Consider the following 24,019-nt stretch of genomic DNA (forward strand, 5'->3'; position numbering starts at 1 on the left):
CAACCAGTCTTAACCACCAGCCCCACCAGTCCAGCCGACGCGCCTTAACGCCTCCCGATTAATTCAGCAGTCTCCTAGGGCTCGACGAGCACCAGGACTGTTTCCGGACGGACGCCGTCGAATTTCATCGCTTCGGCTACCGCTTCGGACTCCATGATCCGCTGGAAAGTTTCCATGTCGGGGACTTGGGCGATCAGGCCTACTCGATGGCTGTTTGCCGGGTCGATGAAGGTTCTAACCGTTATGCCCAGCGGCCCGAATACCTCTACCCTTTTTGGTGAGCTGAGCCAGTGCTCAACGTCGTCGACTTCGTGGAAGATCATTAATGTTGGCATCGTTGCCTCCGCTTTCTGGGGTGGTGCCAGGAGCCGGCTGGTCAAGGGGCCGCGTGGGGACATCCTGATCAGGCTGAACGTACCACGGCCGCTGGTGCAGCGGTAGCGGGAAAACTGACCGTTCGGCCCCTCGCAAAGCGGTCAGTCGAGAGTGAGTGCGATGCCCCTTCCAACCCCTCGGCCCGCACCGGTAACGAGCTCAACGTTTCCCGTTAACACCTTCATTCCCGGGTGCTGAGCTGCCAATGGACTCGGATGGCCTCGGCAATGGGGCCTGCGGTGACGTCGACGCGGAAGGCAACGGGCGCGGATGCCCTGTGAATTGGCCTGAATCAACCCGTCTTTGCTGACGGTGTTGCCGCACACGCAGGTGATGGTGGTGACATCATGACCGGTAACGTCGGCGGTTTCAGTGTCCATGATGACCTCCCCGTAGATGGAAAGACGTTCTTCAATCAGCTTATGCCTGCAGATCCGTGCAGTCGCCCTGGAGCCCGATACACCTCAGCTGCCGGTGGCCGTTCTGGCCTACGCGCGGCCCTTCAGGATCAGGTTCCAGTAGACCCTGGGGAAAATGTCGCGGTCCACCACCCACGATGCCCGGCTCTCTTTCCACGTTGGCACCTTCGGGACAGAGGGCATGGGCCGGTACTCGGCGTCGAACTCGGCGAAAACCACCGTAGAACCGGACACCGTGAAGGGGCACACCGAGTACCCGTCGTACTTTTCCGTCAGGGGTTTTCCGTCCCGGGCGGCGACCAGGTTCTTGGCCAGGACTTTTGTCTGCTTGCGCAGCGCCCCGCCGGATTTGGAGTTGGTGGTGGCCGCGGCATCCCCGAGGGACCAGATGTTCGGAAACCGGACGTGCCGGAGGGTCTGCGGATCCACGTCCACAAACCCGCCCGAGTCACCGGGGGCGGGCAACTCCGTGGCCTTGAGCCAGTCTGGGGCTGACTGCGGCGGGACCGCGTTGAGCACGTCGTAATGGAGCTCCTCGGCGATCCCGGTGGCATTGTTCCGGATCAGCGCGTTCTGCGTCGCAGCATCCACCATCACCAGTTCGCTGTTGAGGCGCAGTTCGATGCCGTACTCGGCAATTTTGCGGTTCAGTTCGTCATCCACCCCGGGCACCCCGAACACGGTGGGGTATGGCTGCACCATGACTACCCGGATGTCCCGGAGCACTCCCTGCTCACGCCAGTGGTCGCAGGCCAGGTACATTGGTTTCTGCGCGGCGCCCCCGCATTTGATGGGTCCGGAGGGCATGGTGAAGACGGCCGTTCCGGCCTTGAGACCGCTGAGAAGCGTCCAGGCCTTGGCGGCAAGGCTGAACTCATAGTGGGACGCCCCGGCGGGGGAATGGACGGCGTCGGCCAGACCCGGGATCTTGTCCCAATCCAGCTGCAGGCCCGGGCAGACCACCAAGTGCCCGAACCCCAGCTGACCTCCCGACGCCAACGACACCGTCTTGCCCGCCGGGTCGATGTCCACCGCACTGTCCCGGATCCATTCCACGCCCTGCGGCATGACGGAGCGCTGTGGCCGGGCGGCCTCTGATGCCGTCGCCCTCCCGCCGGCGATGTGCGAGAACAGCGGCTGGTAAAAGTGCTGGTCCCCGGGTTCCACCACCGCCACATCCTTCACCCCGTAGCGATGGAGGCGCGCCGCCAGGGAGACGCCGGCGTTACCCCCGCCAATGATGAGGACTTCGTAGTGCTGCCCGGCCATGGCGCTACTTCTCCACGATCTTGCCGTGAGCGGCTCCCTGGGGCGTGTCCCATTCCACGGGTGTTCCCTTGCTTAGCGACATCGGCGCTCCTCGGATAGGGCGGTTCCAGCAGCGCACGGTGAACAGCAACCGGAGCCTCAATACTAAGCATGATGATCTTTATTGGGTACCATCAGGGGTTCCTGGCCCGGGATCTTGTCCCATGACGGCGGGGGCCTGGAGTTCCCGCTCGGGTGGAGACGAAGAATCCCGCCCAGCTCAGCGGGTTACTCATAACGAGCCTTCGGTTGAGGGGGTCGGAGCTGGCGGGGCGACACGCGCCCGGCGGGTGAGGTGCAGGGTCCACGCCGCGCCGAGGAACGCAATGCCGCCACCCACCGCAAAGGCCCACGGAATTCCGGCCGCTCCGGCCACCAACCCCAGTGCCGCCGGGCCGAACCCCAGGCCCAGGTCCATGAAGGCGCTGGCGGTTCCTGCGGCCGCACCCCGCTCCGACGGGCGAGCGGTCGCGAAGATCGCCGCAAAGAACGCCGGCGTCGAGAACGAGACGCCAACGGCGCTGGCCACCACGCCGGCCAGGAAACCCAGCGGGCTGGGAGAAAGTGCCATTAACCCCAGGCCCACGCCAATGGCCACCAATGACCCCGTCGCCAGCGGCAACACGGGCAGCCGGTCCGGTAACTTCGCGAAGACGACGCGACACAGCACAACCACCGCTCCGTAGAGGAACAGCGCCAGGCTGGTGTTGCTGAGTTTGATCTGCTCGGAGTACAGGGACGCGAATGCGAGGACGCCGCTCACCGCCGCCAGAGACGCGAAAAAGCCCAAGGACAGGGGAATCGCCGGCCGGTGGATGAGCGCCGTCGGGCCTTCTCCGCTGGGCGTTCTTGCCGGCTCCGGCAGGAACGCCGAGATGATGGCGGCCAGGACCGTGAGGGCGGCGGCACCGAACCAGGCGGTGGCGAAGGCGCCGACGCCGATCAGCACCTCAGCGAGAACCGGCCCCAACGCGATGCCAAGGTAGAGCCCAAGCGAGTTGTAGCTGAGTGCCTCACCCGTCCGGCCCGGCGGGGCGATATCGGCGAGCATAGCGAAGCCGGCTACGAAGAACGCCGCCTCAGCCACCCCCTGCAACAGGCGCACAACGACGATCAGCGCGAGCGAGCCCACCACCGGCATCAGCAGCATACCCACCCCACTGGTCAGTGCGCCGAATATCAGCAGAGGCCTGCGGCCCAGGGTTTCGGCGAGCCTGCCAGCAAAGGGCCGACAGATCAACGCGGTGACACCGAAGGCTCCGAAGGCCAGCCCAGCGCCGGACTCGTTGGAACCGACCGGACCGGTGACATAGAGCGGGAGCGTATAGATGGCAACCCCGAACGCCGTGAAATAGGCGAGCTCGGCGATGCTCAGCCCGATAAACGTCGGGGTAAGCAGCCGTTCGGTCGACGGAGCCATATCCCCACGCTAATTGATCAATGAATCCGTGGATATACCGGCACCCAGGCGGCTGGCGAAGTCGTCGACCCGTGCGGCCAGATCCTGCGGCAGGGCGCCGAAGCGCAGTGCGAACTGCCCCTTTGCCGCCACTATACGACGCATTAGGATACTGAACATGAGTTCAATGATCTATGAGAGCGACCTCAGCGCCCGGGGCAGGATCGTGGCCGCCGCACTCGGGCTCTTCGCGGCCGGGGGCTTTCGAGCGACCACGGTGCGTGCCATCGCAGCGGAGGCTGGGGTGAGCGCGGGCCTCGTAGTGCACCACTTCGGCAGCAAAGAAGGGCTCCGGCGCGAGTGCGACGAGCGAGTTCTGCGGTTCATCGTCGAGAAGGGGGAGAGCGACGCGCCCGCTGAGGTGCTCGCCGGTGCAGCGAACCCGTTTGGGCCGTATCTGGCCCGCATGCTCTATGAAACCGGAAGCTCCACGGACGCGCTTTTTGACGCTCTTCTCGCCACTGCCCGCGACGCCGTTGAGCTCGGGATCAAGTCAGGCACCATGCGAAAGTCCGACGACGTCGACGCCCAGGCCGCCGCACTGGTGACACTTGGTGTTGCCCCATTTTTCCTTGCGCATCAGCTGGCACGCTGGGCCGGCGGCGACGCGCTGGGCGGCATCAGCCGCATAGCGGAACCGATCGCCGACATCTACGCCCGCGGCCTTCTGCTCGGCCAGTCCCGGGGCGGTGCCGGCCAGTGAGAATTCTCTTGGCGACCGCCGGGTCGCGCGGCGACGTGGAGCCGTTCGCGGCGCTCGCTCGTCGAGCCATCGCGGAAGGCCACCAGGCACGCCTCGTGGCCCCGGACAACTCCGGGGCAGACCTGTCCGGCCTCGATGTCGCCAGTATGGGGGTCGATTACTCGCGGATGATCGAGGATCAAGGCGTCTCGCTCGGCGCCGCGATCCGCTCGTTCCGCTCGGTCGTCCGACCAATCATGCGCGGGGTCATTGTTGAGTCGGCACGCGCGGCCATGGAGTATCGGCCGGACGTCATCGTCTCGCATCCGAAAGTGCTCTCCGCCACCCTGGTCTCTGAAGCCCTCGGCATCCCGCATGTATTGGTCGAGATCGTACCGTCAGTCACCCCCACCCTCGCCTTCCCGGCCGCTGGCACCGTCACTCGGAGCCTTGGAATACTGAACCCGCTCACCTACGGGGCGGCCGCAGCAAGTGCGGCGCTGTTCCGGGGCGATCTTGACGAAGTCGCCAAGCTGGTCGGCGTGCCTCGGCGCCCGTCCGCCCCGCCTGCCGCAACTGTCCTGCCCATCAGCCCCGCCATCCTCGGCAGGCCGGACGACTGGCCCGACAATGTGCACCTAACCGGAGCGTGGAACACCGAATCCGCTCGCGTGCCGTTACCAGTCGAGGTTGCCGAGTTTGTCGCGCGAGGTGGATTCGTCTACGCGGGATTCGGATCGATGGCAGCGGGCGATCCGGTTGCTCGCGCCAAGGAGGTAGTCCGCGGTATCCGTGATTACGGCGCTCGCGCTATGCTCGCCTGTGGCCTTGGCGGACTGGAGGTTCCCTCGGACCTTTTGGGCAATGATGTGCTGGTGGTCAGCTCGGTGGACCACCGGCTGGTCCTGCCGCACGCCGAGGCCGCGGTCCATCACGGCGGAATCGGTACTGTCCACGCGGCGACCCGTGCCAGCACCGTCTCGGTGGTCGTCCCCTTTATCGCGGATCAGCCGTTCTGGGGAGCCCGGCTGCATGCGCGCGGCCTCTCGCCCGCTCCGATTCCCCGGAAGCGACTAACAGCTGCGCAACTTACCTCGACACTCGAAAATGCCGGACGGTACCGCACGGCCGTGGCCGCGGCTTCCCTGTCGATGGCCGATGAAGATGGCACTGGCGCAGCGCTGGCCGTCATTGCAAACGTGCTCTGAACGGACAAGACCGGCGAGTCCAACGTCGTCCGCCTCATGTGGCGTCAACCGGCCGAGAAGACGCTGTTGACCACCAAGACGCGCCCCCACCCACAAATTGTGTCTCTACCGGCCGCTCACCTGCCCGGACAGCTTAGCGATGGGTGCGAGCACGATCGGTCGGGCGGCGTACCACCCGGCCGCCGTGACGGCGATGGCGGCCGCGAAGAGCCAGAATCCGACCCAGTTCACCGCGTCGGTGCCGCCGAACATGTGGTTCAGGTTGCGCAGCGCACCGGTCGCGAACACCAGGAACACATGGACGAGTATGAAAGCCACGAAAAACAGCATCGTCGGGAAGTGAAGCGCGCGCGCGACCTCCACCGGGTAGGCCCTGTTCAGCGTCTTTGCGTTCTTCGGCCAGAACTCGCTCATGCGCACGCCCGTGATCGCCGCGAGCGGGGCCGCGATGAACACCACGACGAAGTACATCAGCTGCTGCAGGCTGTTGTAGTTCACCCAGCCGTTCTCCACTGGCCAGTCGAGTGTCATGTACTGCAGGAGCGCGGAGAGTGCGTTCGGGAACACCTCCCAGCTGGTCGGGAGGATGCGCATCCAGTGGCCGGAGGCGAACAGCAGCACCACAAAGATGAGTCCGTTGGCCAGCCACAAAATGTCCAGCGACTGGTGCAGCCACAGGTTGATGCTGATTTTCCTGCCACCGCGTTTCGGCGTCCAGAACGCGGGGGGCTTCTGCTGGGTGCGCACCTGGTAGCCCGAGCGGATGATGAGCGCCAGCAGGAAGAAGTTCAGGAAGTGCGCCCACTGCGCCCACCACGGGAAGCCGGGCTCGGCCGTCGGAGGCAGGCTGTATTCGCCCGGGTAGCGCGCGAGGAATTCCGGCACGCCCGGCAGCGTGGTCACACCGCGGGCGGCAAGCACAAGAATCCCGGCGGCGGCTACTGCGCCGGCTGCGAGGAGTACCACGAGCTTGATCCACTGGCCCAGGGTGCGCGAGCCGTAGAGCCGTGCCTCGGCCTTTGGTCTCACGGGCTTTTCGGCGACGACGGGCTTTTCGGCGACGACGGGATGGGCCGCCGACGCCGTGGCGGCGGGCGTGGGCTGGGCGACTAACGCGAGGACCCCAGGTGCAGTCTCGGCCACCGGCGGCGTCGCCTCGGCAACGGTTTCCTTCACGCTGGCAGCCGGGGCAGGCGCCTGGACAATGTGGTCGGGATGCGCAGGCACCGCGGCGGCAGCGGCAGCGGCCGCGGGAGCAAGTCCCGCCGGTGGCCACGGCTCACCACCGGTGACACGGGGAAGACCGCGACGGAGCGAGGTGGTTCCCGCCGTCGACGTCGTCGTCGCCGTGACCGGTGTGGCGGGTGTGGCGGGTATGGGGGGAGCCGCGGACGGAGCCGCCACGGATAGCGCAGCCTCGGCCGCGGGCGGCCAGGGCTTGCCGCCCGGCACCCGTGGCAGGCCGCGGCGCAGCTGCCGCGTCCCGGCGTCGGCCTTCACTGCGGCGGCCGGTGCGGACAATGCCTCAGCCGGCGTCGTTTCCTGGGCAACAGCCGGCGCCGCGGACGCCTCCACTCCTGTGGTGACACTGCGTGCTGGCACCGGCCCTGCTGGTGGCCAGGGCTCGCCGCCCGGCACGCGCGGCAGGCCCCGCCGAAGAGGCCGGGACTGAGTTGCTGTCACTTCTTCCGAGCCTCAAGGGCGCTGATCAGCTGGGGTACAACCTTGAAGAGATCGCCCACCACACCAAAGTCGGCGATCTCGAAGATGGGTGCGTCTGCATCCTTGTTGATGGCGACGATCGTCTTCGCGGTCTGCATGCCGGCCCGGTGCTGGATCGCGCCGGAAATGCCCAGCGCGATATACAGCTGTGATGACACGGAAACCCCGGTCTGGCCGACCTGTTGCGACTGCGGGATGAAGCCTGCATCCACTGCGGCGCGCGAGGCACCAATGGCAGCTCCGAGTGTGTCGGCGAGCTGTCCGACGAGGGCGAACTGCTCTTCCGACCCGAGGCCGCGGCCACCGGCAACAACCTTTGCGGCACCGCGCAGCTCCGGCCGCGAGGTGGCGACCACTGCCTCATCGAACGAGTCGATCCGCGCGGCGGGCTTCCCGGAGGGCGTCACTGCCAGGGTCTCCGACGCTTCCGGCTGAGCCGCAGCGCGCGCCTCGATGGAGCCCTGGCAGACCGTAATGACCGGCGCCCCGAACGTGGACGTGGAGGTCACATTGTAGGCGCCACCGTAGACGGAATGGTGTGCCACGACGCCCTCCTCATCGCGTGACACGCCGATCGCGTCGACGGAAACCGCCGCCCGCGAACGGGCGGCGTACCGGCCGGCAAGATCCCGCCCGTTGAGAGAATGCGAAATCAGGATCGCGTCCGGCTGCACGTGCTCCACAGCGGCGGTAAGCGCATCGACGCCCGGCACGCCGAGCGCGGAAGGATCCGGAGTCTCCGCGATCAGGACGTGCGCAGCACCAAGGACGGCAGCCTCCGCGGCGGCGGCGCCCCCGGCCCCGGGTGAGGCAAGTACCAGTGCAATCGGCGTGCCCACGGCGGCGGCAGCACCGAAGAGTCCGGGTGCGGCCTTCTCGAGTTCACCGGAAGCCCGGGTTTCCACGACGACGAGGATTGCGTCACGCGCGAATTCAGTCATGTCGATACTCCTTACGCCAGTTGGTTTTCGACCAGGAAGTCAGCGAGCTTCTCGCCGGCATCACCCTCGTCAATGATCTTGACGCCCGCCGCGCGCGGGGGCTTCTCTGCAATGGTCAGCATGATCGAACGCGCCGCGTCCGGGTTGTCGGGAGTGATTGCGAGGTCCGCAAGCGTAAGCGTCTCAAGGGGCTTCTTCTTGGCCGCCATAATTCCTTTGAAGTTCGGGAAGCGCGCCCCGGGAAGCGCCTCGGTAATGGAGATCACCGCGGGCAGGGCTGCTGATACCTGCTGCACGCCGGAGTCAACTAACCTGGTGCCGGACACCGCGCCGTCGCTGATCTGTACGGAGCTGAGGCCGGTGGCGTGCGGCACGTCCAGCAATTCCGCGAGCATCGCGGGAATCATGCCGCCGGATCCATCGGTGGAGAGGTTGCCGGTGATCACAAGGTCAAACCCGACGCGGCGGAGCGCCGCTGCGAGAGTTTCGGCGGTCAGGCCAAGATCCGCACCCCGGAGCGCCTCGTCAGAAATGTGGGTGGCGCTCCCCGCGCCCATCGCAAGCCCCTTGCGCAGTGTGGCCGTCGCACCCCCGGGAGCGAGGGAGAGGACTGCGACCTCGGTGCCCTCGTTCGCGTCGGCGTACTTCAGTGCCAGCTCCAGGGCCCGCTCACCGATCTCGTCAATGACTGCCTCGCTGGCTTCCCGGTCGGCGAGGCCTGTTTCAAGGTTCAGTTTTCGGTCCCCGTAGGTGTCGGGGACTTCCTTTACAAGGACGACAATCTTCATTGATGGCTCTTCCTGTGGCGGGCATGTCCCTAGAGGAGACATACCGAATCTCTACTGAGTCTACGAAAATGGTGCCCTGCGTGGCTGACTGGGCCCGTGTCGGGAAAATGAAGTGCCTTCTTTGGCCCGCGTCCGCCCGCGTCCGACGGCGGCCGGGCGCGTCCGACGGCGGCCGGCCGGCGCTGGCGAAGGGCTCCGAGTCGGGACTCGGAGCCCTTCTCCTCGGCCCCGCCCGAGGTTAGGATGCCGTGTGACCTTCACCCACGGCTTCGCGGACAACAACGGCCTTCGCATGTACTACGAGGTCCACGGCGAGGCAGTGCCCGGCCAGCCGCCGCTGCTCCTCATCCCGGGCGGCGGCTCCACCATCGGCACCAACTTCAGCGAAATCATCCCGCTGCTCGCCGCATCGCGCCAGGTGATTGCCGTGGAGGAGGAGGGCCACGGCCATACCCAGCCCACCAGCCGCCCCCTCACCGCCGAGAACTCCGCCGGGGATATCCTCGCCGTGCTGGACCAGCTTAAGGTGGGCTCGATCGACGTGCTGGGATTCAGCGCCGGCGGCCATACCGCCCTCGCGCTGGCACTTGCGCGCCCCGCCGTCGTCCGGTGCCTGATCGCAGCCTCCACCTTCGCGAGCCGCGACGCCGTCCCGGACGAGTTCTGGGACCGCATGGCCAGCGCCACCCTCGACGATGAACCCGCCACCTACCAGGACGAGGACCGCCGGCTCAACCCGGAACCCGGCCACCTGGAACGGCAGTTCGAGCTGGACAGCCGGCGCATCCTGGACTTCCCCGGCTGGTCAGACAAAGAGCTGGGCACCATCGCCGCCCGCACCCTGGTGGTGGCCGGCGATCGGGACATTGTCACCGCCGCGTACGCGGAGCGGCTGGCCGGTCTCATTCCGGGCGCCCGCCTGCTGATCGTCCCGGCCGGCCACGGCGATTACCTCGGCGAGCGGGACGCCAGCCGGGGGGATCTGCGGACCATGCACGCCACCGTCCCGCTCCTGCTGCGGTTCCTCGGGGGAGTGGCGGGCCGGCGCCGGGCTAGGGCAGCCTCGACGGGCGCAGCAGGGTCGCCTCGCCCGCGCGGTCAGGATCCAGCGGCACAGGGCTGATCAGCACTGCCGGGCCGCGGTGCAGGACGCCGTCGGCAAGCACCTGGCACCGAACGCCGCCCCGCCCGCGCATGGCCTTATGGGCGCCCGGGGCGAGCATCTCATCCATCCATACACACGGGTGCGCGGGCCGCCCGGCCCTGAGCCGCACCAGCTCCCCGCGGGACTCCAGCGCGAAGTCGTGCCCGAGTAGCGGCGCCAGCTGGGCGCCCCGGATGTGTACGTTGCGGCGCGTCAGCAGCGGATCTAGGGGTGCCGTTCCCAGCTCCGCGGCGATCGCCTCGAGGGCCTCGACGGCGAACACGGTGACGGCGGCATCCATGTGCGCGGCCTTGCCGAAGAACCGGTCACCGAGGATTCCCTTGCCGGTCACGAACTGCGCCTGCCCGGCGTCTGTCGTGGGGACGTCGGCTGCGCCCTCGCGTGCACGGCCGAAGTAGGCGTGCGCCGGCGATACGAGCAGGTGCAGAATCTCGACGTCGTACCTGTAACTGGCCGTCATCCCACCAAACTATCGTCCCGCGGCCGCCGCGGCACGCCATAGAGCACCGAATAGCCGGAACATGATGTTTTGCGAGGCCTTCGTATTATGGTCACTTGGGTGGTGCGCAGGAGATACAGCTGTCGTCCTCTTTGTTAACGTTGAAGCACCTAGGGGAGCAGGCTCACCACGGCTTCCGCGAACGCCTTCGGCTCCTCCTGCGGAACGTTGTGTCCAATGCCCGGAAGGATGCTTTGGTGGTACGGGCCGGTGAAGTACTCCCTGTCTTCCAGCGCCGCGGGGCCGCCGACGCCGTCGTCCCCGCTTTCGAGAACGACGGTCGGAACCGTGATCCGCGGCTTCTGGGCAATCAGGTCCTCGAACCGCTGGTACCGGGGGTCGCCGTCGGCCAGTCCGTAACGGTGGCGGTAGGAGTGGATGACGACGTCGACGAAGTCGGGGTTGTGCAGGCTCGGGGCGCTGGCGGGAAACGCCTGGCGTGCGCCGCCCCAGCTCGGCGACCAGGTGCGCCACAGCAGCTCGCACAGTTCGTCACGGTTTCGTTCCAGCCCGCGGCGCCCCCGCTCCGAGTGGAAGTAGTACTGATACCAGTAGCTTCTTTCCCATTCCGGGTTGGCGGGCTCGCCGGAACGCTCGAGGTTTTGCATGTTGTAGCCGCCTACCGAGACGAGGCCGGTGGCGCGTCCGGGCTCCAGCGCCGCCACGATGCACGCCGCCCGGCCACCCCAGTCGTAGCCGGCAACAACTGCTTCTCCGATGTTGAGGGCATCCATGAAGTCGATGAGGTCCTGCGCGAGGGCGGCTTGTTGCCCCGAGCGGACCGTCGTGTGATCGAGGAAACGAGTCGGGCCGAAGCCGCGAAGGTACGGCGCGAGCACGAAGGCGCCCCGGCCCGCGAGGATCGGGGCGACGCCGTCGAAGGCCCGAACGTCGTACGGGAACCCGTGCAGGAGGATGACCGGGGTCCCGCCCGGATCGCCCGCCGACTCGTAGCCGATGTCCAGGACGGGGGTCTGGACGCGGCCGAGTGATGTGAAGCTCATGCTGCCATTCTTACCGCCGCCGAACCGCTGTCCTCGGACCCTGCAGGCGACGCGCCCGCCTGCCCGCCACTTGGTGGACATCGCCCGCGGCGTCCTGTTCCTCGCCTCGGCGGACGCCTCCATGATCCACGGCGTTACGCTTGACATCGACGGCGGCATGTCCGCGACCCGACCTCTTTGATCACCCCCAACCACGGAACGAGGAAACACGTGGATCTCATCGCCACTGAATTCGGCCCCTTCAGCACTGCTGCGGAGGTGGCGGACGGCGTCGATCTCTCCGGCCGGGCAGCGATCGTCACCGGGGCCGCGTCAGGCATCGGGGTCGAGACCGCCCGAGCGCTGGCGCGGACGGGCGCGGCGGTGACCCTTGCCGTGCGTGACATGGACGCCGGCCGGAGAGCCGCCGAGAACATTGCTGCCGTCACCGGGAACCCCAACGTAAGGGCCGCTGAACTGGACCTTGCCGACGTCGGTTCCGTCGATGCGTTTGCCTCCGGCTGGCAGGGGCCTCTGCATATCCTGGTCAACAACGCCGGGATCATGATGACGCCTGAGACCTACACACCGCAGGGCTGGGAGTTGCAGTTCGCAACAAATCATCTGGGCCACTTCGCGCTGGCCCTGGGTCTCCATCCCGCGTTGGCGGCCGATGGGGCCGCACGCATTGTGGTGGTGAGCTCTTCCGGGCACGGCAACTCGCCCGTGGTCTTCGACGACCTGTTCTTTGACCGGCGCCCCTACGACCCCGGCTCCGCGTACGGGCAGTCCAAGACCGCGAATGTGCTCTTCGCCGTCGAGGCCACCCGCCGGTGGGCAGCTGACGGAATCACCGCGAACGCCCTCATGCCGGGCGGCGTCTGGACCAACCTCCAACGGTACTGGGATCCTGCCGATCTGGCCGCAACAAAGATGCTGGTGCTAGAGGCCGGACTGCCCGTGAAGTCCGTGGAACAGGGTGCTGCCACGTCCGTGCTCCTCGCTACGGCGCCTGCACTCGAGGGAATCGGCGGGCGCTATTTCGAGGACTGCAACGAGGCCCGGACCGTCACCCAGATCACCGACGGACTGCACGGGGTGCTCGGCTACGCTCTGGATCCGGACGCAGCGCGGCGGCTTTGGGACGTCTCGGTGGAACTGCTGGACGCCGCCCGGGCTCGGCCGCCGCGCTAAGCCAATTGCCTCAGGAGACGGGCCCGCATCCCTGACCGAGCCGGGCTATTTGGCCGGGGCGACGGTGGCCTCGTAGGTGATGATTTCGGTGCCGTTGCCCTCTTCGCCGTTGTCGGGGGCCACCTTCAGGGTGAGGTGGTCGCCGTCGGCGGTCATCTTGAAGGGGTTGCGGGTGGCTACGTGACCGGCGGTGGACCACTGCTGGAACGGGATCTCGCGGGTTACGCCATGGGACTTGAGGTCTATCATGGCCATGCCGCCGAGTTCGTAGGCGGCACCGGTGCCGCCGGCCGCCGGGGTCTGCGGGAGATTCGTGATGCCGCCGCAGAGCATTTTTGAGTTGGGCACGTACTGGCAGTCCTGGTAGTCGATGAAGAAGTTCGGGTTCTCCCAGGTTGCGAGCTGCTTACCCAACAGGTCCCATTCCGCGAAGCGGCGCGAGCCCCAGGTGTTGCCGACCAGGTGGCCCGTCTGCTTGTCCATCACGATGCCGCCAAAGTGGTCCTTTGCCTCGAACTGTTTGTGCACGTCGAGGGTGGCGGCGTCCACCCGGTAGATGATGGCGCTGCTGTTGGGCCGGTACTGGGCCACCGGGACCCAGACGTTGGTGCCGTCGAAGTCGATGCCGCCCGGGTGGTACATATCGCCCTCGCCCAGGACGATGTCCTTCTGGAGGTTCCCGGCCTTGTCCATGACGAACAGGTGGCCGACGCCCTTGCCCGGCGTGCGGTCGAGACCGTTCTGAGGGGTTGGGAACTTCGTGGTCGGTTCGATGATCTGAACGGCCGACAGGAAGATGCGGTCCTGGCTGAAGGCGATTCCTTCGGTGTGGTACGTGGGGAAGTTCAGCTTCAGCTTGGCCGTCTGCTGCCAGGCCGTGGCGCGGTCGACGCCGTCGAAGGCTTCTGCGAGGGCGGTGTTCGCTTCGCTGTGCTCGCTGGATCCGGCGTCGTTCCCGCCGTGCTGGTCATTGTTGCCTGTGGCCTGGGCTGCTGCGGTGCCGCCGATTGCGGAGGCCGCCAGGACAATGGATGCGGCGGCCGTGAGGAAGCCTCGGGTGCGAGTGGTGCTCATGGGGGAGCCTCTCAAAGGTTGGATCGCGACAGGACTTCCTCAAGCTACCCATCCGTTGTGAACCCTCCGCAGAGGGACGGTGAACGGCAGATGCAGGCACGATCCCCGCACCCCTTCGAAAGTCTGACGCAGCTCTCCATCCTGGCAGCGAGAATTTCCGCCCGGGCGCGCGGTCCTGAACGACGACGGCGGCGGCTCCCGCCGTCGTCGTTCGTGGTTGTTACAGGTTGACCGGACCGAGGTTGGCCTCGCCATGGCTCACGCTGAGCGTGAAGGTGCCGGGGCCGCTGGCGTGGACAGCGATGTTGCTCTTGGCGGTGTTGTGGCGGACCGAGAGGTCGTGGACCAGGGCGTCCAGCTCGTGGTGCATCGTGGAGCGGTCCCAGAGCTTGTGGGTAACAGAGTTGGCAGTTTCAAACGTCATTGTTCAGTGCTTCCATTCATGGATCCGGAGGTCCGGCTGCCGCACCGATGCGGAGCCGCCGTAGGGCCAAACCGGGAACGCTCCGGGACCGTTGGCGGCTCTGCGAGCTCACCGGTTTGGCCTCATTGCGTCCACCAGGATGGGTAATACTCTGCCGCTGACCGGGTGCCTGCGCTACGCGCGGGCTTGGTCAGGGCTGGCTCGGGCGGGAAATAGGGGTCCCGGCGTTGCCTTCCATAGTGCACAATGCGCAGCGGCGACTCAAGCCAGATGGCGACTATGGCCCGTGAGGCTCATCACAGTCCGGAGTGCGTCGGTGTAGGAGTCGTGCGCGAGATCCAGTCCGAGGGCACCATCTGGGGTGATCCAGCGTATTTCGGCGTGTTCGTTGGTGGCCAGATTCGCGGGTTCACCTGACCACTGGGGCACCACCCAACCTGAGAGGGCCGGCCCGTCGGGTGAGCCTTCTTTGTCCCGGACCGTAAATGCGGGCTCGTTCCCGGGTGGGATGACCCTGACGGCGATTTCTTCAAGGAGCTCCCTGGCAGGACGCGCGCGTTAGATGCCGCCGCCGTGTTGTAGGCGTCGCGGATTGAATCAGTGGCGCTTGCAGCGGCCAGTTCTTCAGTCACTCAGTGCTCAGGATTCAGTGATAGCCGCGAGTTTGACGGAATCCTGTTGCCCTTCCCAGGCGCCGGTCAACATGAGCGGGCCGCCCGGACGCCCATCAAGTTCCAGGCGCCGGATGACCAGCAGGTGCAGGTTGGCTGTCTCGATGACCGTGCACTCGGCCGTGTTGCGCGGAGTGGCCGACGAGAGGTCGGGAACCGCGTCCCGATTCGGCCCGGTGCTTTGGACGACAACCGATGGGGCCAGCACTTCCAGTTTTCCTTCGACGTCGAGGCATTGCTCGGCCTGGGGCCGGCCCAGCATGATGCTTGCCGCCAGTGCCGTCACGTAGACGGGATCGGCGCAGGCATCGTAGACCCATCTCGGGCCAAGAACTGAGTGCTGCATTGTGCCCACCAGCCATGGTTCCGCGCCCGCCAGCGGCCGGGCCCTGTATGTGAGGGGCACTTGAATGGTGGCGCTCCCGGCAGAGACGATCGTCGTCTCAAGTCCCACCTCGCCGGCAGGGTCGTCGAACCGGTAGGAGCCTACTTTGCGAAGTGGTGCCGCGATCAGACCGGCGAACCACGGCTGGCCCGGGAGCCACTTTTCGAGGAGTTCAAGTTTCGTCGGCCGCAATTCGGCTTGGTGGAGGAGCGCCATGACGGCAAGCCTAACCGCAGCCGCGCCCCGCTACCCCGCAGCGGACTCCCTTATCTCGTAGCTGAGGTTTTGCAGGTCCTCGTCGGCTTCGTTGACCTGGACGAGGTACCCGTCAGGATCTTCGACCGTGAAATAGCGTCCGAACGTTTCGTCCAGGATTTCAGACGGAGCGTACCCTGCAGCCCGGAGGCGGTTAGCCGTGAGTTCCAGGCTTCCGTCGGTGGTGAACTGAAGTGCGACGGCGGCCGGGTCTTTGTGGGTGGTGGCCTGCCGGGCGATATGGAGTCCCAGGCCGCCTCCGTCGCCTCGAAGATCAGCCCACGTTCCGCTGGTAGCCGCCGGATTTTCCTCGAGGCCGAGGGTGGAATAGAAGCGTGTAGCAGCTTCGACGTTGCGGACGAATCGAATGGGGGTGAGTTTCATGATGTGGATCCTTCTGTGTCGTGTAGGGCCTGCCTTAGGGTTTCTTCCACGAACGTGGACAGTGATTGTCCGCGCTCGATTGCGGCGTGCTTGACCTGTTTTACCAAGTCGGCCGGCAGATAGACGTTGAACTGCACTTTCTCTGGCATGGCTAGAATGCTAGCAAGCTAGCCATGAGGTGGCAAGGCGTCAGAGCTATTAGCAAGAACTTCGAGTGCCTGCGATTAGTTCGGCGAGCTGGCCGGGCCGGCTGATGAACGGTGAATGGCTCGAGGCCAGGCTGATGACGTTAGTGCAACGGCTGGCCATGCGGTGCTGAAGGTCGGGACTCAGGGCCTTGTCCTGTTCGCATCTGAGATAGGTGCTCTCGACGCTCTGCCACGCGATGCGGCTCGGTATGCCACGGCCATGACCAGGCTGTTGCCGCACCAGTAGCCCGGTCGCCCAGGCGCTATCCGCTTCGGTGCAGTCGGCGTATAGGACCTCGCGTGCCCGCTCCGGCTGGAGGCTGGTCGTCCCGTCCTCGTGGTGCCGCACGGCTTCATTCACCAGGGCGCTGGCGCCTCCCAGCAGCGCGCCGCTTTCCCCGGCCGCCGGCACGAAGGCTGCAACAAAGATGAGGTGACTGACACGGTTCAAGCCGGTGATGACTGATCCCCCGTAGGAATGGCCCACGGCCACGGGCGCCGTCGTGCATCCGTCCACATAGTCCTGGACGGCTGCGGTATCGGCGGCAAGAGAGCCGCGGTGTAAGCGAGGAATGTGAACTGTGAACCCCCGGCCGCGCAGATCGGCCGCCAAGCGGTCGAAGTGCGCCGGCTGATGCCACAATCCGTGCACAAGAACGGCCTCCGGTTTCTGCCCCATGCAGATAGCGTACGGTCCCGGCGGGCGAGATTGGTCTTGGCGCCAGGACATTGGGGCCGTGCCAGACTGAACACTTGAATCGTTGGTGGTGAATCGTTAGCCGGAAGACGGCGCACCACGTCAACTTCTGTGGGAGGGGCATCCATGCATGAGATGTACGTTGTCACCCATCCGGTTGCGGAGCATTCGGAACTCGATCGTGTAGGCGGGTGGTACGACTCCCGCCTGGGCACCCTAGGCCGGATGGATGCCAGTTTCGTGGCGCAGGAGCTGAACGGCAAGTCCCTGCCCCGGACGACGACCGGCTCGATCACCGCGGGCCCATCCGTGGTGCAGAGACCCGTCGGGAAGTTGCCGTCCGGGTCAGCGAATGCGTGAGTGAACTGATGGCCGACCGCAGCCATGATCACGTCGTCGTCACTCACGGCTACGCCCAGACATTCGTCATCACGGCCTGGCTGCAGATCCCTGTTGAGGCAGCCGGATTTGTCTCCTTCGCACCGAAGCCGGGTTCGATCACCCACTTGAGGCACGACGACTCCTGGCGAAACCGCACGCTGGTAGATCTTGCTGACACCGGACACCTTTCCGGACGTCGGCCGTAGGGGCCCCGCTATTGCCTGTTGGACTCGTCGGCGATTTGGGCCAGTTGTGCTGCGACGTCCTGCACGGGGCAGGTTGTGTCGATTTCGTGCGTCGAGCTTTTGCGGAGGAGTGGCTCGACCGACTCAAGATGGCGGCGTATCTCCTCACGCTCGGCGGCGAGCTTCCCGTAGCCGTTGGTGCTGCGGGTTTCTATGCGCCGAAACAGCACCTCGGGCGGTGCGCTGAGGAGCACCACGGCGTCGAAACGGTGGTAGAAACGGCCCTGGTTCGACACGGTGCCGGAGACAAACAGGGAAGCCAAGTTTGGCGCTGTGAGGAGTGCGGACATCTTTTCTTCATTCCACACGGTGTCGCCGTCCACATCGTTGCACCAACTGCCGTAGTCGGTATCCACGGTCGCATAGCCCAGCCGAGCGAGCTCTTTCAGAGCCGTTGATTTGCCGGCACCGGACATGCCGGTCACAAGAACCACACCCATGCGGGCTAATGCTAGGCCACGGGCAGTCGTGGACATGGCTTCTGCCTCAGCCGGCGGACAAGCCAACGAAGTATTCCTGCTGGAGCGGTGTGCGCCCAAGGCTAAGCGCTGTGTGCAGCGACGGACAGTTGCCGGCATGGATGTGACCCCAGACGGTTCCGAAGTCCGGATGGTGCCGGGCAATGAATTGCGATTCCAGCACTTTCCCCCAGCCCCGCGAGCGGACCCGCTCGGCAAGGAACAGTTCGATCAGGCAGAGCCCGGGCTGGCCGAACAACTGTTCACTCCTGCCCGCGGCCAGGCCGGCAAAACCGGCGGCATCCCGGATGATCATCAGGCGCCCCAAGCGCGCGGCCTGTTCCAGATCGTCGCGGCTCTGGACCTGCACGAACCTGGACAGCCGGGGACTGGATGCCGTCCAGTGTCCGTGCTCCGCCCCGAAGTCCGCGAAGAAGTCATCAACGGTTGATGGCCAATGGACCTCCAGGCCGTCCGGGACGCCAACCCTCCGGACGTCGGTGGAGCCCGCGACGATGAGGCTCCAGTCCTCCGTTTGGCCCAGGTTCAGACCCGGTTGCTCCCAGAACGTGAAGCCGAGGGGCATGGATTCGCCGTAGGTCTTCAGCACTTGCGCTTTCAAGAGGCGCACGGTTGCCGGGCGGTTGACGCGGAAGTTGGCCTTGAGGGCGACGAACGGGGATGCGGGATCGAGATTCAAGTACCTCAAGCCGGAGATGACTGCCCTTTGCCGTCGTTCACCAGCAGGCGTTCGGTCATGGCCTCAACGGGGACATCGACGCCGAGGCGGCGTATTCGCTCTGCCACAACACCTGGCCCGGTCAGTTCGGCGAGCGACCCGACGTCGTCCATCTCGGAACCGGCAACGGCCGCGGGATCGAGGGAGGCCGGCAAATATTCCAGAAGCGGATCGGCAAAGGCGGCGAGCTGCTGCTTGGTCAGACCGAAAGGATTCATTGCCACTCAAAGTACCTCACCGGCTCGGTTCCGGAACCCGGAACTCGACAGGGCTGCGCGAGCCGAGGCCGGGCGTGTGACTTTCGGATGAATCCGAGCTGGCTGATACGTTCCCGGTGACACGTCCTTTGGGGCCGTGCCGAGGGGGAGGGCGCGAAGTCCGGGTGAGGCGGTTCTTCATTGCGGTGGCGTAGTCAACCTGCTGGGGAATTGGCTGACGTTTCCTGGCCCAATCGCTTCCGGCGCAGCCGCGCCGACACCAGCGCCCACGTGAACAGTGCGGCCCCAATGAACACGGCTGCGGTCAGCTCCATGGCTAGTCGCGGTGCAGGGGCTTTGGCGGGGACTTCCTCCACTCGCGGATGAACCGGTCGCGGGCGTCGTCGCCCCGTCGTTGTTCCAGCGCGTGCAGGCGGCCGTACGTGAATCCGTTGCCGCCGGAAGCCGGGGCCTGGGCGGCGAGTTCCTCTAGGGTTTCGCGGGTAACCACGCTGTCCTGGTGGTCTCCGAGAACTTCCTGGATGCCCTCCGCGGCGCGGGCCAGCGTGGTTGCCTGTTTACCGAAAACCGGCGTCACGGCCTCGGCGGCGTAGCGGAGCCGTTTGGCGCTCTTACGGATCTCATGAAGGGGCGCATCCTCCGGGATCTGTCCGGTTTCCTCATCGAAAGCGGCCCGTACTGATTTCTTAAGGCGCTTACGTTGCGTGGAGACGAGCGGGCCCACCGTTCCGAATGCGTTCTCCTGCGACGCACCGGACAGGGGAGGTGATTCGAGGAACGCATCGAGCGAATCGAGGAGCCGGAAGTAGCGGTCGCTGTCCAGCGCCGCCAGGCCGGCGGCGCGGGCGTCGTGATGGATAGCGCCGAGGTGTTCCTCGATCTGCTGCGCAACGGGACCAAGTAGCAGTTCGGGCGGTTCGGCGTCGATCATTTCCCGCAGCCTCGCACGCATGACCTCGGCGTCCCGTGCCTGCCCGACGGTACTGGCAAGCCATTTGAGTTCGGCCCGGAGCGGCTTAGCGGTTCCGGAATCCGTAAGTTTGCCGAAGGTGGCAAGCGCCGACCGCAACCGTCGGGCGGCGACGCGCAGCTGATGAACGGCGTCAGGCGCATCCGTGCGAACCCCGGGATCCTGGGTTTTCAGGGCCTCCACCTGCTGGTGCAGGTAGGACAGCAGGACGGCCGATGCCGGGGCGTTCCGGCTTGGCTTGGGAACCGGGGCCGGATCCGCCGGATATTTGGAGCCAAGCGCGCGGGCGAGCTTCGACGTCGTAAGCGCGGCCGGGACTCGGGCCGCGGCAAACAGAGCATCTGCATCCTTGAGGAGCTGCCGGGGAGCGTTTACCAGTTCGATTTCCCATTCCCGCCATTTCGTCGATCCGTCCGGGGCCGGTAGGAGCTGCGCGTCCACGTGGTCGTCACTGAACTCGGCTAGGACAGTTCCGTCGGAGGACTGCAGCGGCAGGACCGTCCGGTGAGTTTTCAGCCGTGCCAGTGGCAGCAGTTTGTGGTCCCTGGTGTGCACGCGGACCAGCTGCAGCAGCGGCGCGGGCACGGATTCCGGATCGCCGCCCAGCGGCTCCGTGATTTCGCGTCGTTCGCCCGCAGCGACCGGCAGCTTCAAATGCCATCCGGCATCCGCGCCGCCGGTGCGCCGGCGCAGCGTGATCCGGCGCGCGGCCAGTGCGAGGTCTTGGGTGTCGAAGTAGACCGCATCGAGATGCTGCAACTCGGGTGTCCCCACGCGGTCCACGCCCGGCAGCGACGTCAGTGATGGCAGCCCGTCGGACTCCCGGGGGGTGTATTTTCGTTCCACTTCCAGCTTGTCAGAAGGTGCCATGCTCAATCGTAGCGGGGTGCGCCCGTCGTCGCCCGCGCCAAAAGACCCTAAGGGGCGGTCAGAGATTGTGGGCCAGCAGCTCAAGCCCGATGACCAGGAGGCTCAAGAACACTTCGGCGAGCACGATAACGGCTTTGTGCCGGAACGGGAGCTTGAGGTTCCGGATCGCAAGGTAGCCGATGACGACGAGCGTGACGACAAGTACGACGATCGCCCAGCTAAGTGCCACGGCCGTCGTCCAGAGACCGAGGCCGGCCGCCGTGAGGAGTAGGAGCGGAGTCACGAGGACGCCGAGGGCCTCGGCGCTGACGGTGATCATGTGATGCAGTTCTTCGCGGGTTGGGGGCGTCGCGTGAACGGTCAGATGGCTCAGCAGATCCGCGACGAAGATCCCCAGCAGGGAACCGACAACCACGATGCTTAGGGTTGCCGCCGCGGCAGCGGGCGTCGTCTCGCCGGCATGAGACTGAAGGGCCAGGACCACAGCCAGGCTCGTGAAGGTGATGTAGACGCGCTCTTTGAGGCTCTCCGCGCGCTGGCGGGACGTCGGGGCCCGCGGCCCGCTCGGCACGGTCGGTTCGGTCGCTGTCATCGGGGGAACGCCTCCCTGCGGTCAGAGCATGGTGATGGCTAATAGCCTGAGGGTTGGGGACCACAGTTGGGAAGAGCCCATCCCAAAATGCCCGCCGACTCAGACGCCGACGCCGACGCTCCTACTCCGCGCCGCTGGCCGGACTGGCTTTGGCCTCGCTGGCCGCTGTGCGGGTGCTGGCGAGGCGGAGGCGGCCGACGCGTTCGCTGAGGATACGGCGGGCTTCGCCGGGAAGCCGGCCGTCGCTGATGAGTTCGTCGGCGTCCTCGAGGGCGGCGATGGTGCTGATGCCCAGGGTCCCCCACTTGGTGTGGTCGGCGAGCACCACGACGCGGCGGGCTGCGGCGACGAAGGCCCGGTCCGTTTCGGCTTCGAGGACGTTGGGGGTGGTGAAGCCGGCGTCGGCGTCGACGCCGTGGACGCCGAGGAAGAGCACGTCGAGGTGGAGTTGTTTGAGTGCGGCGGTGGCCAGGGGGCCGACGAGGGCGTCGGAGGGGGTGCGCTCGCCGCCGGTGAGGATCACGGTGGAGGGGGAGGTGCTTTGGTGGAAGGCATCGGCGATGCGCACGGAATTGGTGACCACGGTGATTCGGGGTCCGGCGGCGAGGAGTTGGGCCAGTGCCCACGTGGTGGTGCCGGCGCTCAGCCCTACGGCCATACCCTCGCGGACCTGGGTGGCGGCCTCGCGGGCGATGGCGGTTTTTTCGGCCTGCAGCTGGGTGGCCTTGAGTTCGAAGCCGGGTTCGTGAGTGCTGGCCCCGCCTGGGAGTTTTGCGCCGCCGTGGATCTTTTCCAGGGCCCCCGCGGCGTCGAGGGCCTCGATGTCCCGGCGCACGGTCATGAGGGACACGCCCAGCAGCCGGGCGAGGTCCGTCACGCGGACAATCCGTTCGCGCTGGACCTCAGCGATGATGGCTGAGTGGCGGGCTGCGGCTAGCATCTCTTGTCCTTCGGGGCTGGCTGTATGAGTGAAGCGGAGGTCCGCGACGGCTGCCTCCTGCACATCCTATTCTTCGGCGGGGCCGCCGGGCGGCACCAGAAAAGGCGTGATGCTTTATGTTCACTATTGTTTGAATATGTTATCTGATGTAAAACTGAGACTATGACGCTCATCACGGGCTTGCCGAGCCCGGGAGCAAGTCCTGAACTGCCCCGATCCCGGAAGGCGCCCCCGCATGAACACCACCCCTCGCATTGACGCCCAGGCCGGCGGTTTGGCCGCCCGTTTTGAGGCCACCTTCGGGGCCCCTCCGCATGGCGTGTGGGCCGCGCCCGGCCGGGTCAACCTGATTGGCGAGCACACCGACTACAACGAGGGCTTCGTGTTGCCCTTCGCCATCGACAAGCGCGCCAGGACCGCCGTCCGGCTCCGCGGCGACACCCTCCAGAAAGGCTCCCCTCACCAGGGCGCCCTTCGCGAAGACACCACGGTGCGGCTGCTGTCCACTTCCGGCGGCCAGGTCCTGGTCCTGGCCGATGCCGCCAAGCTGACGCCTGGCGCCGTCAAAAGCTGGGCCAAATATCCCCTCGGCGTTGTCTGGGCCCTGCAACAGCACGGCATCCAGGTCCCCGGCTTCGATCTGCTGCTCGACTCCGACGTTCCGCTGGGCGCGGGACTCTCCTCTTCACACGCGATCGAATGCGCCGTCATCACGGCGTTGAACGATCTCACCGGTGCGGGACTGACGGCCGAGGAGATGGTCCGGCTGACCCAGCACGCGGAAAACGCCTTCGTCGGCGCGCCGACCGGCATCATGGACCAGTCGGCGTCGCTGCGTGGCGCCCTCGGACACGCCGTCTTCCTCGACTGCCGGGACCAGACCGTGCAGCTGGTCCCGTTCGCGGCGCAAGAGGCCGGACTCGTCCTGCTGGTGATCGACACGAAGGTCTCCCATTCGCACGCCGACGGCGGGTACGCCTCCCGCCGAGCGTCCTGCGAACTGGGAGCCGAAACCCTTGGGGTGAAAGCCCTGCGGGACGTCGCCATCGGGGAACTCGAGAAGGCGAGGGAACTGCTCGACCCCGTGACCTTCCGGCGGGTCCGCCACGTCGTCACCGAAAACGAGCGTGTGCTGCAGACCGTCGATATGCTCCGCAGCCAGGGTCCGGCGCATATCGGGGGTCTGCTCGATGCCAGCCACGCATCCATGCGGGATGATTTCGAGATTTCCTGCCCGGAACTGGACCTCGCCGTGGACACGGCCCGCGGCAACGGCGCGATCGGCGCCCGCATGACCGGCGGCGGCTTCGGCGGCTCGGCCATCGCCCTCACCCCCGTGCAGCACGAGCAGCAGGTCCGCGACGCCGTCGTCCGCGCTTTCGCGGACGCAGGACATACCGCGCCGGACATCTTTACCGTCACGCCGGCGGCGGGAGCCGAACGCATCCTCTGAGCATTCAGGGTGCCGGCCGCACACTCTGGATCGCTGGTTCATTCATGAGCACGTGCCGCCATCCTTGGATGTACCCGCGACGAATTCCTGTCATGAACTACTACAGTCCGGCGGCGCAGGAACGGGTTCGGGACGCCGCATACGATGCAATCGAGAACGTCCTCAACGGCATGTTCGATCCCTTGAGTCGGCACGCCCTGACCGCGCGGTGGAACCAGGCCTGCGAGGCGATGGCGAAGTACCTCGAAGCGCAGGACGACGGCGACGAATGACCTTGTGCGTGCGTTCGGGACCGAAGGCTTCCGCTATTCGACGTTAGGTGGAGGTTCACG

The 24,019-nt window shown here is 66.2% G+C and carries 28 protein-coding genes and 1 pseudogene; 7 read left to right on the forward strand and 22 right to left on the reverse strand.

Features of this window, described 5'->3' with window-relative positions; genetic code table 11:
* Positions 1-74: 74 nt before the first annotated feature.
* From BJG92_RS05135 to BJG92_RS05150, 4 genes are all read right to left on the reverse strand, one after another.
* Entirely contained in the window at positions 75-323 is a 249-nt protein-coding gene (locus BJG92_RS05135) for a hypothetical protein (RefSeq protein ID WP_232082948.1), read from the reverse strand.
* Positions 324-863: 540 nt separating this feature from the next.
* Positions 864-2,063 (reverse strand): NAD(P)/FAD-dependent oxidoreductase, encoded by a 1,200-nt coding sequence (locus BJG92_RS05140; RefSeq protein WP_232082949.1) that lies wholly within the window; start codon positions 2,061-2,063, stop codon positions 864-866.
* A gap of 271 nt (positions 2,064-2,334) precedes the next feature.
* Positions 2,335-3,522: an MFS transporter gene (locus BJG92_RS05145; RefSeq protein WP_232082950.1), complete on the reverse strand. Its 1,188-nt coding sequence runs from the start codon at positions 3,520-3,522 to the stop codon at positions 2,335-2,337.
* Between the two features lie 9 nt (positions 3,523-3,531).
* The gene (locus BJG92_RS05150) at positions 3,532-3,681 is read right to left on the reverse strand and encodes a hypothetical protein (protein WP_232082951.1); all 150 of its coding nucleotides are present in this window, start codon (positions 3,679-3,681) and stop codon (positions 3,532-3,534) included.
* Between BJG92_RS05150 and BJG92_RS05155 the strand changes: the two genes are divergently transcribed.
* Positions 3,680-4,264: a TetR family transcriptional regulator gene (locus BJG92_RS05155; RefSeq protein ID WP_232082952.1), complete on the forward strand. Its 585-nt coding sequence runs from the start codon at positions 3,680-3,682 to the stop codon at positions 4,262-4,264. The two genes, BJG92_RS05150 and BJG92_RS05155, sit on opposite strands and share 2 nt — an antisense overlap.
* Complete coding sequence (locus BJG92_RS05160) at positions 4,261-5,451, forward strand: glycosyltransferase (RefSeq protein ID WP_232082953.1); 1,191 nt, start codon at positions 4,261-4,263, stop codon at positions 5,449-5,451. Before BJG92_RS05155 ends, BJG92_RS05160 begins: the two co-directional genes overlap by 4 nt.
* A gap of 105 nt (positions 5,452-5,556) precedes the next feature.
* Here the strand turns inward: BJG92_RS05160 and BJG92_RS05165 are convergent, their stop codons facing one another.
* The 3 genes from BJG92_RS05165 to BJG92_RS05175 all read right to left on the reverse strand — a co-directional run bounded on the left by BJG92_RS05165 (position 5,557) and on the right by BJG92_RS05175 (position 8,902).
* Positions 5,557-7,053 (reverse strand): cytochrome b/b6 domain-containing protein, encoded by a 1,497-nt coding sequence (locus tag BJG92_RS05165; RefSeq protein WP_232082954.1) that lies wholly within the window; start codon positions 7,051-7,053, stop codon positions 5,557-5,559.
* A 77-nt stretch (positions 7,054-7,130) separates the two neighbouring features.
* Positions 7,131-8,114, reverse strand: a complete 984-nt coding sequence (locus BJG92_RS05170; RefSeq protein WP_232082955.1) for an electron transfer flavoprotein subunit alpha/FixB family protein — start codon at positions 8,112-8,114, stop codon at positions 7,131-7,133.
* Between the two features lie 11 nt (positions 8,115-8,125).
* On the reverse strand, positions 8,126-8,902 hold the full coding sequence (locus BJG92_RS05175; RefSeq protein ID WP_232082956.1) for an electron transfer flavoprotein subunit beta/FixA family protein: 777 nt from the start codon (positions 8,900-8,902) through the stop codon (positions 8,126-8,128).
* 250 nt (positions 8,903-9,152) lie between these two features.
* On the opposite strand from BJG92_RS05175, the gene BJG92_RS05180 reads away from it, so the two are divergent.
* The gene (locus tag BJG92_RS05180; RefSeq protein ID WP_232082957.1) at positions 9,153-10,025 is read left to right on the forward strand and encodes an alpha/beta fold hydrolase; all 873 of its coding nucleotides are present in this window, start codon (positions 9,153-9,155) and stop codon (positions 10,023-10,025) included.
* Here BJG92_RS05180 and BJG92_RS05185 read toward each other — a convergent pair.
* Complete coding sequence (locus BJG92_RS05185) at positions 9,955-10,527, reverse strand: MOSC domain-containing protein (protein WP_232082958.1); 573 nt, start codon at positions 10,525-10,527, stop codon at positions 9,955-9,957. The genes BJG92_RS05180 and BJG92_RS05185 overlap by 71 nt on opposite strands.
* A 149-nt stretch (positions 10,528-10,676) precedes the next feature.
* Positions 10,677-11,570, reverse strand: coding sequence for an alpha/beta fold hydrolase (locus BJG92_RS05190; RefSeq protein WP_232082959.1), 894 nt, complete (start codon positions 11,568-11,570; stop codon positions 10,677-10,679).
* 210 nt (positions 11,571-11,780) lie between these two features.
* On the opposite strand from BJG92_RS05190, the gene BJG92_RS05195 reads away from it, so the two are divergent.
* Positions 11,781-12,743 (forward strand): SDR family NAD(P)-dependent oxidoreductase, encoded by a 963-nt coding sequence (locus tag BJG92_RS05195; protein ID WP_232082960.1) that lies wholly within the window; start codon positions 11,781-11,783, stop codon positions 12,741-12,743.
* Positions 12,744-12,788: 45 nt separating this feature from the next.
* On the opposite strand, the gene BJG92_RS05200 is transcribed toward BJG92_RS05195, so the two are convergent.
* The 7 genes and pseudogenes from BJG92_RS05200 to BJG92_RS05230 form a co-directional block, all read right to left on the reverse strand.
* The gene (locus BJG92_RS05200; RefSeq protein ID WP_232082961.1) at positions 12,789-13,817 is read right to left on the reverse strand and encodes a DUF6454 family protein; all 1,029 of its coding nucleotides are present in this window, start codon (positions 13,815-13,817) and stop codon (positions 12,789-12,791) included.
* 220 nt (positions 13,818-14,037) lie between these two features.
* A complete protein-coding gene (locus tag BJG92_RS05205; RefSeq protein ID WP_232082962.1) occupies positions 14,038-14,241 on the reverse strand; it encodes a hypothetical protein in 204 nt (67 codons plus the stop codon).
* Between the two features lie 261 nt (positions 14,242-14,502).
* Positions 14,503-14,775 (reverse strand): annotated as a pseudogene (locus BJG92_RS18600) (hypothetical protein); the annotation flags it as partial.
* A 105-nt stretch (positions 14,776-14,880) separates the two neighbouring features.
* Positions 14,881-15,513, reverse strand: a complete 633-nt coding sequence (locus BJG92_RS05215; protein WP_232082964.1) for a hypothetical protein — start codon at positions 15,511-15,513, stop codon at positions 14,881-14,883.
* A gap of 30 nt (positions 15,514-15,543) precedes the next feature.
* A complete protein-coding gene (locus BJG92_RS05220; RefSeq protein ID WP_232082965.1) occupies positions 15,544-15,936 on the reverse strand; it encodes a VOC family protein in 393 nt (130 codons plus the stop codon).
* Positions 15,933-16,085: a CopG family transcriptional regulator gene (locus tag BJG92_RS05225; protein ID WP_232082966.1), complete on the reverse strand. Its 153-nt coding sequence runs from the start codon at positions 16,083-16,085 to the stop codon at positions 15,933-15,935. Before BJG92_RS05225 ends, BJG92_RS05220 begins: the two co-directional genes overlap by 4 nt.
* 49 nt (positions 16,086-16,134) lie before the next feature.
* The gene (locus BJG92_RS05230) at positions 16,135-16,803 is read right to left on the reverse strand and encodes an alpha/beta hydrolase (protein WP_232082967.1); all 669 of its coding nucleotides are present in this window, start codon (positions 16,801-16,803) and stop codon (positions 16,135-16,137) included.
* 209 nt (positions 16,804-17,012) lie between these two features.
* Here BJG92_RS05230 and BJG92_RS18525 point away from each other — a divergent pair, with 209 nt between their 5' ends.
* On the forward strand, positions 17,013-17,408 hold the full coding sequence (locus BJG92_RS18525) for a histidine phosphatase family protein (protein WP_232082968.1): 396 nt from the start codon (positions 17,013-17,015) through the stop codon (positions 17,406-17,408).
* 8 nt (positions 17,409-17,416) lie between these two features.
* Here the strand turns inward: BJG92_RS18525 and BJG92_RS05240 are convergent, their stop codons facing one another.
* The 6 genes from BJG92_RS05240 to BJG92_RS05265 all read right to left on the reverse strand — a co-directional run bounded on the left by BJG92_RS05240 (position 17,417) and on the right by BJG92_RS05265 (position 22,234).
* The gene (locus tag BJG92_RS05240; RefSeq protein ID WP_232082969.1) at positions 17,417-17,923 is read right to left on the reverse strand and encodes a shikimate kinase; all 507 of its coding nucleotides are present in this window, start codon (positions 17,921-17,923) and stop codon (positions 17,417-17,419) included.
* A gap of 10 nt (positions 17,924-17,933) precedes the next feature.
* Positions 17,934-18,614: a hypothetical protein gene (locus tag BJG92_RS05245; protein ID WP_232082970.1), complete on the reverse strand. Its 681-nt coding sequence runs from the start codon at positions 18,612-18,614 to the stop codon at positions 17,934-17,936.
* Positions 18,611-18,868 carry a hypothetical protein gene (locus BJG92_RS05250; RefSeq protein WP_232082971.1) on the reverse strand — a complete coding sequence of 86 codons (258 nt, stop codon included), beginning with the start codon at positions 18,866-18,868 and terminating at the stop codon, positions 18,611-18,613. The genes BJG92_RS05245 and BJG92_RS05250 overlap by 4 nt, the downstream gene beginning before the upstream one ends.
* Positions 18,869-19,178: 310 nt before the next feature.
* Entirely contained in the window at positions 19,179-20,702 is a 1,524-nt protein-coding gene (locus tag BJG92_RS05255) for a CYTH and CHAD domain-containing protein (RefSeq protein WP_232082972.1), read from the reverse strand.
* Between the two features lie 58 nt (positions 20,703-20,760).
* The gene (locus BJG92_RS05260; protein WP_232082973.1) at positions 20,761-21,294 is read right to left on the reverse strand and encodes a hypothetical protein; all 534 of its coding nucleotides are present in this window, start codon (positions 21,292-21,294) and stop codon (positions 20,761-20,763) included.
* A 121-nt stretch (positions 21,295-21,415) separates the two neighbouring features.
* On the reverse strand, positions 21,416-22,234 hold the full coding sequence (locus BJG92_RS05265) for a DeoR/GlpR family DNA-binding transcription regulator (RefSeq protein ID WP_232082974.1): 819 nt from the start codon (positions 22,232-22,234) through the stop codon (positions 21,416-21,418).
* A 235-nt stretch (positions 22,235-22,469) separates the two neighbouring features.
* Here BJG92_RS05265 and galK point away from each other — a divergent pair, with 235 nt between their 5' ends.
* Both galK and BJG92_RS05275 read left to right on the forward strand, forming a co-directional pair.
* A complete protein-coding gene (galK, locus tag BJG92_RS05270; protein ID WP_232082975.1) occupies positions 22,470-23,687 on the forward strand; it encodes a galactokinase in 1,218 nt (405 codons plus the stop codon).
* 92 nt (positions 23,688-23,779) lie between these two features.
* Positions 23,780-23,959 (forward strand): hypothetical protein, encoded by a 180-nt coding sequence (locus BJG92_RS05275; protein WP_232082976.1) that lies wholly within the window; start codon positions 23,780-23,782, stop codon positions 23,957-23,959.
* The last annotated feature ends 60 nt before the right edge of the window (positions 23,960-24,019 follow it).

This window comes from Arthrobacter sp. SO5 (assembly GCF_020532805.1).
Lineage (GTDB): Bacteria > Actinomycetota > Actinomycetes > Actinomycetales > Micrococcaceae > Arthrobacter.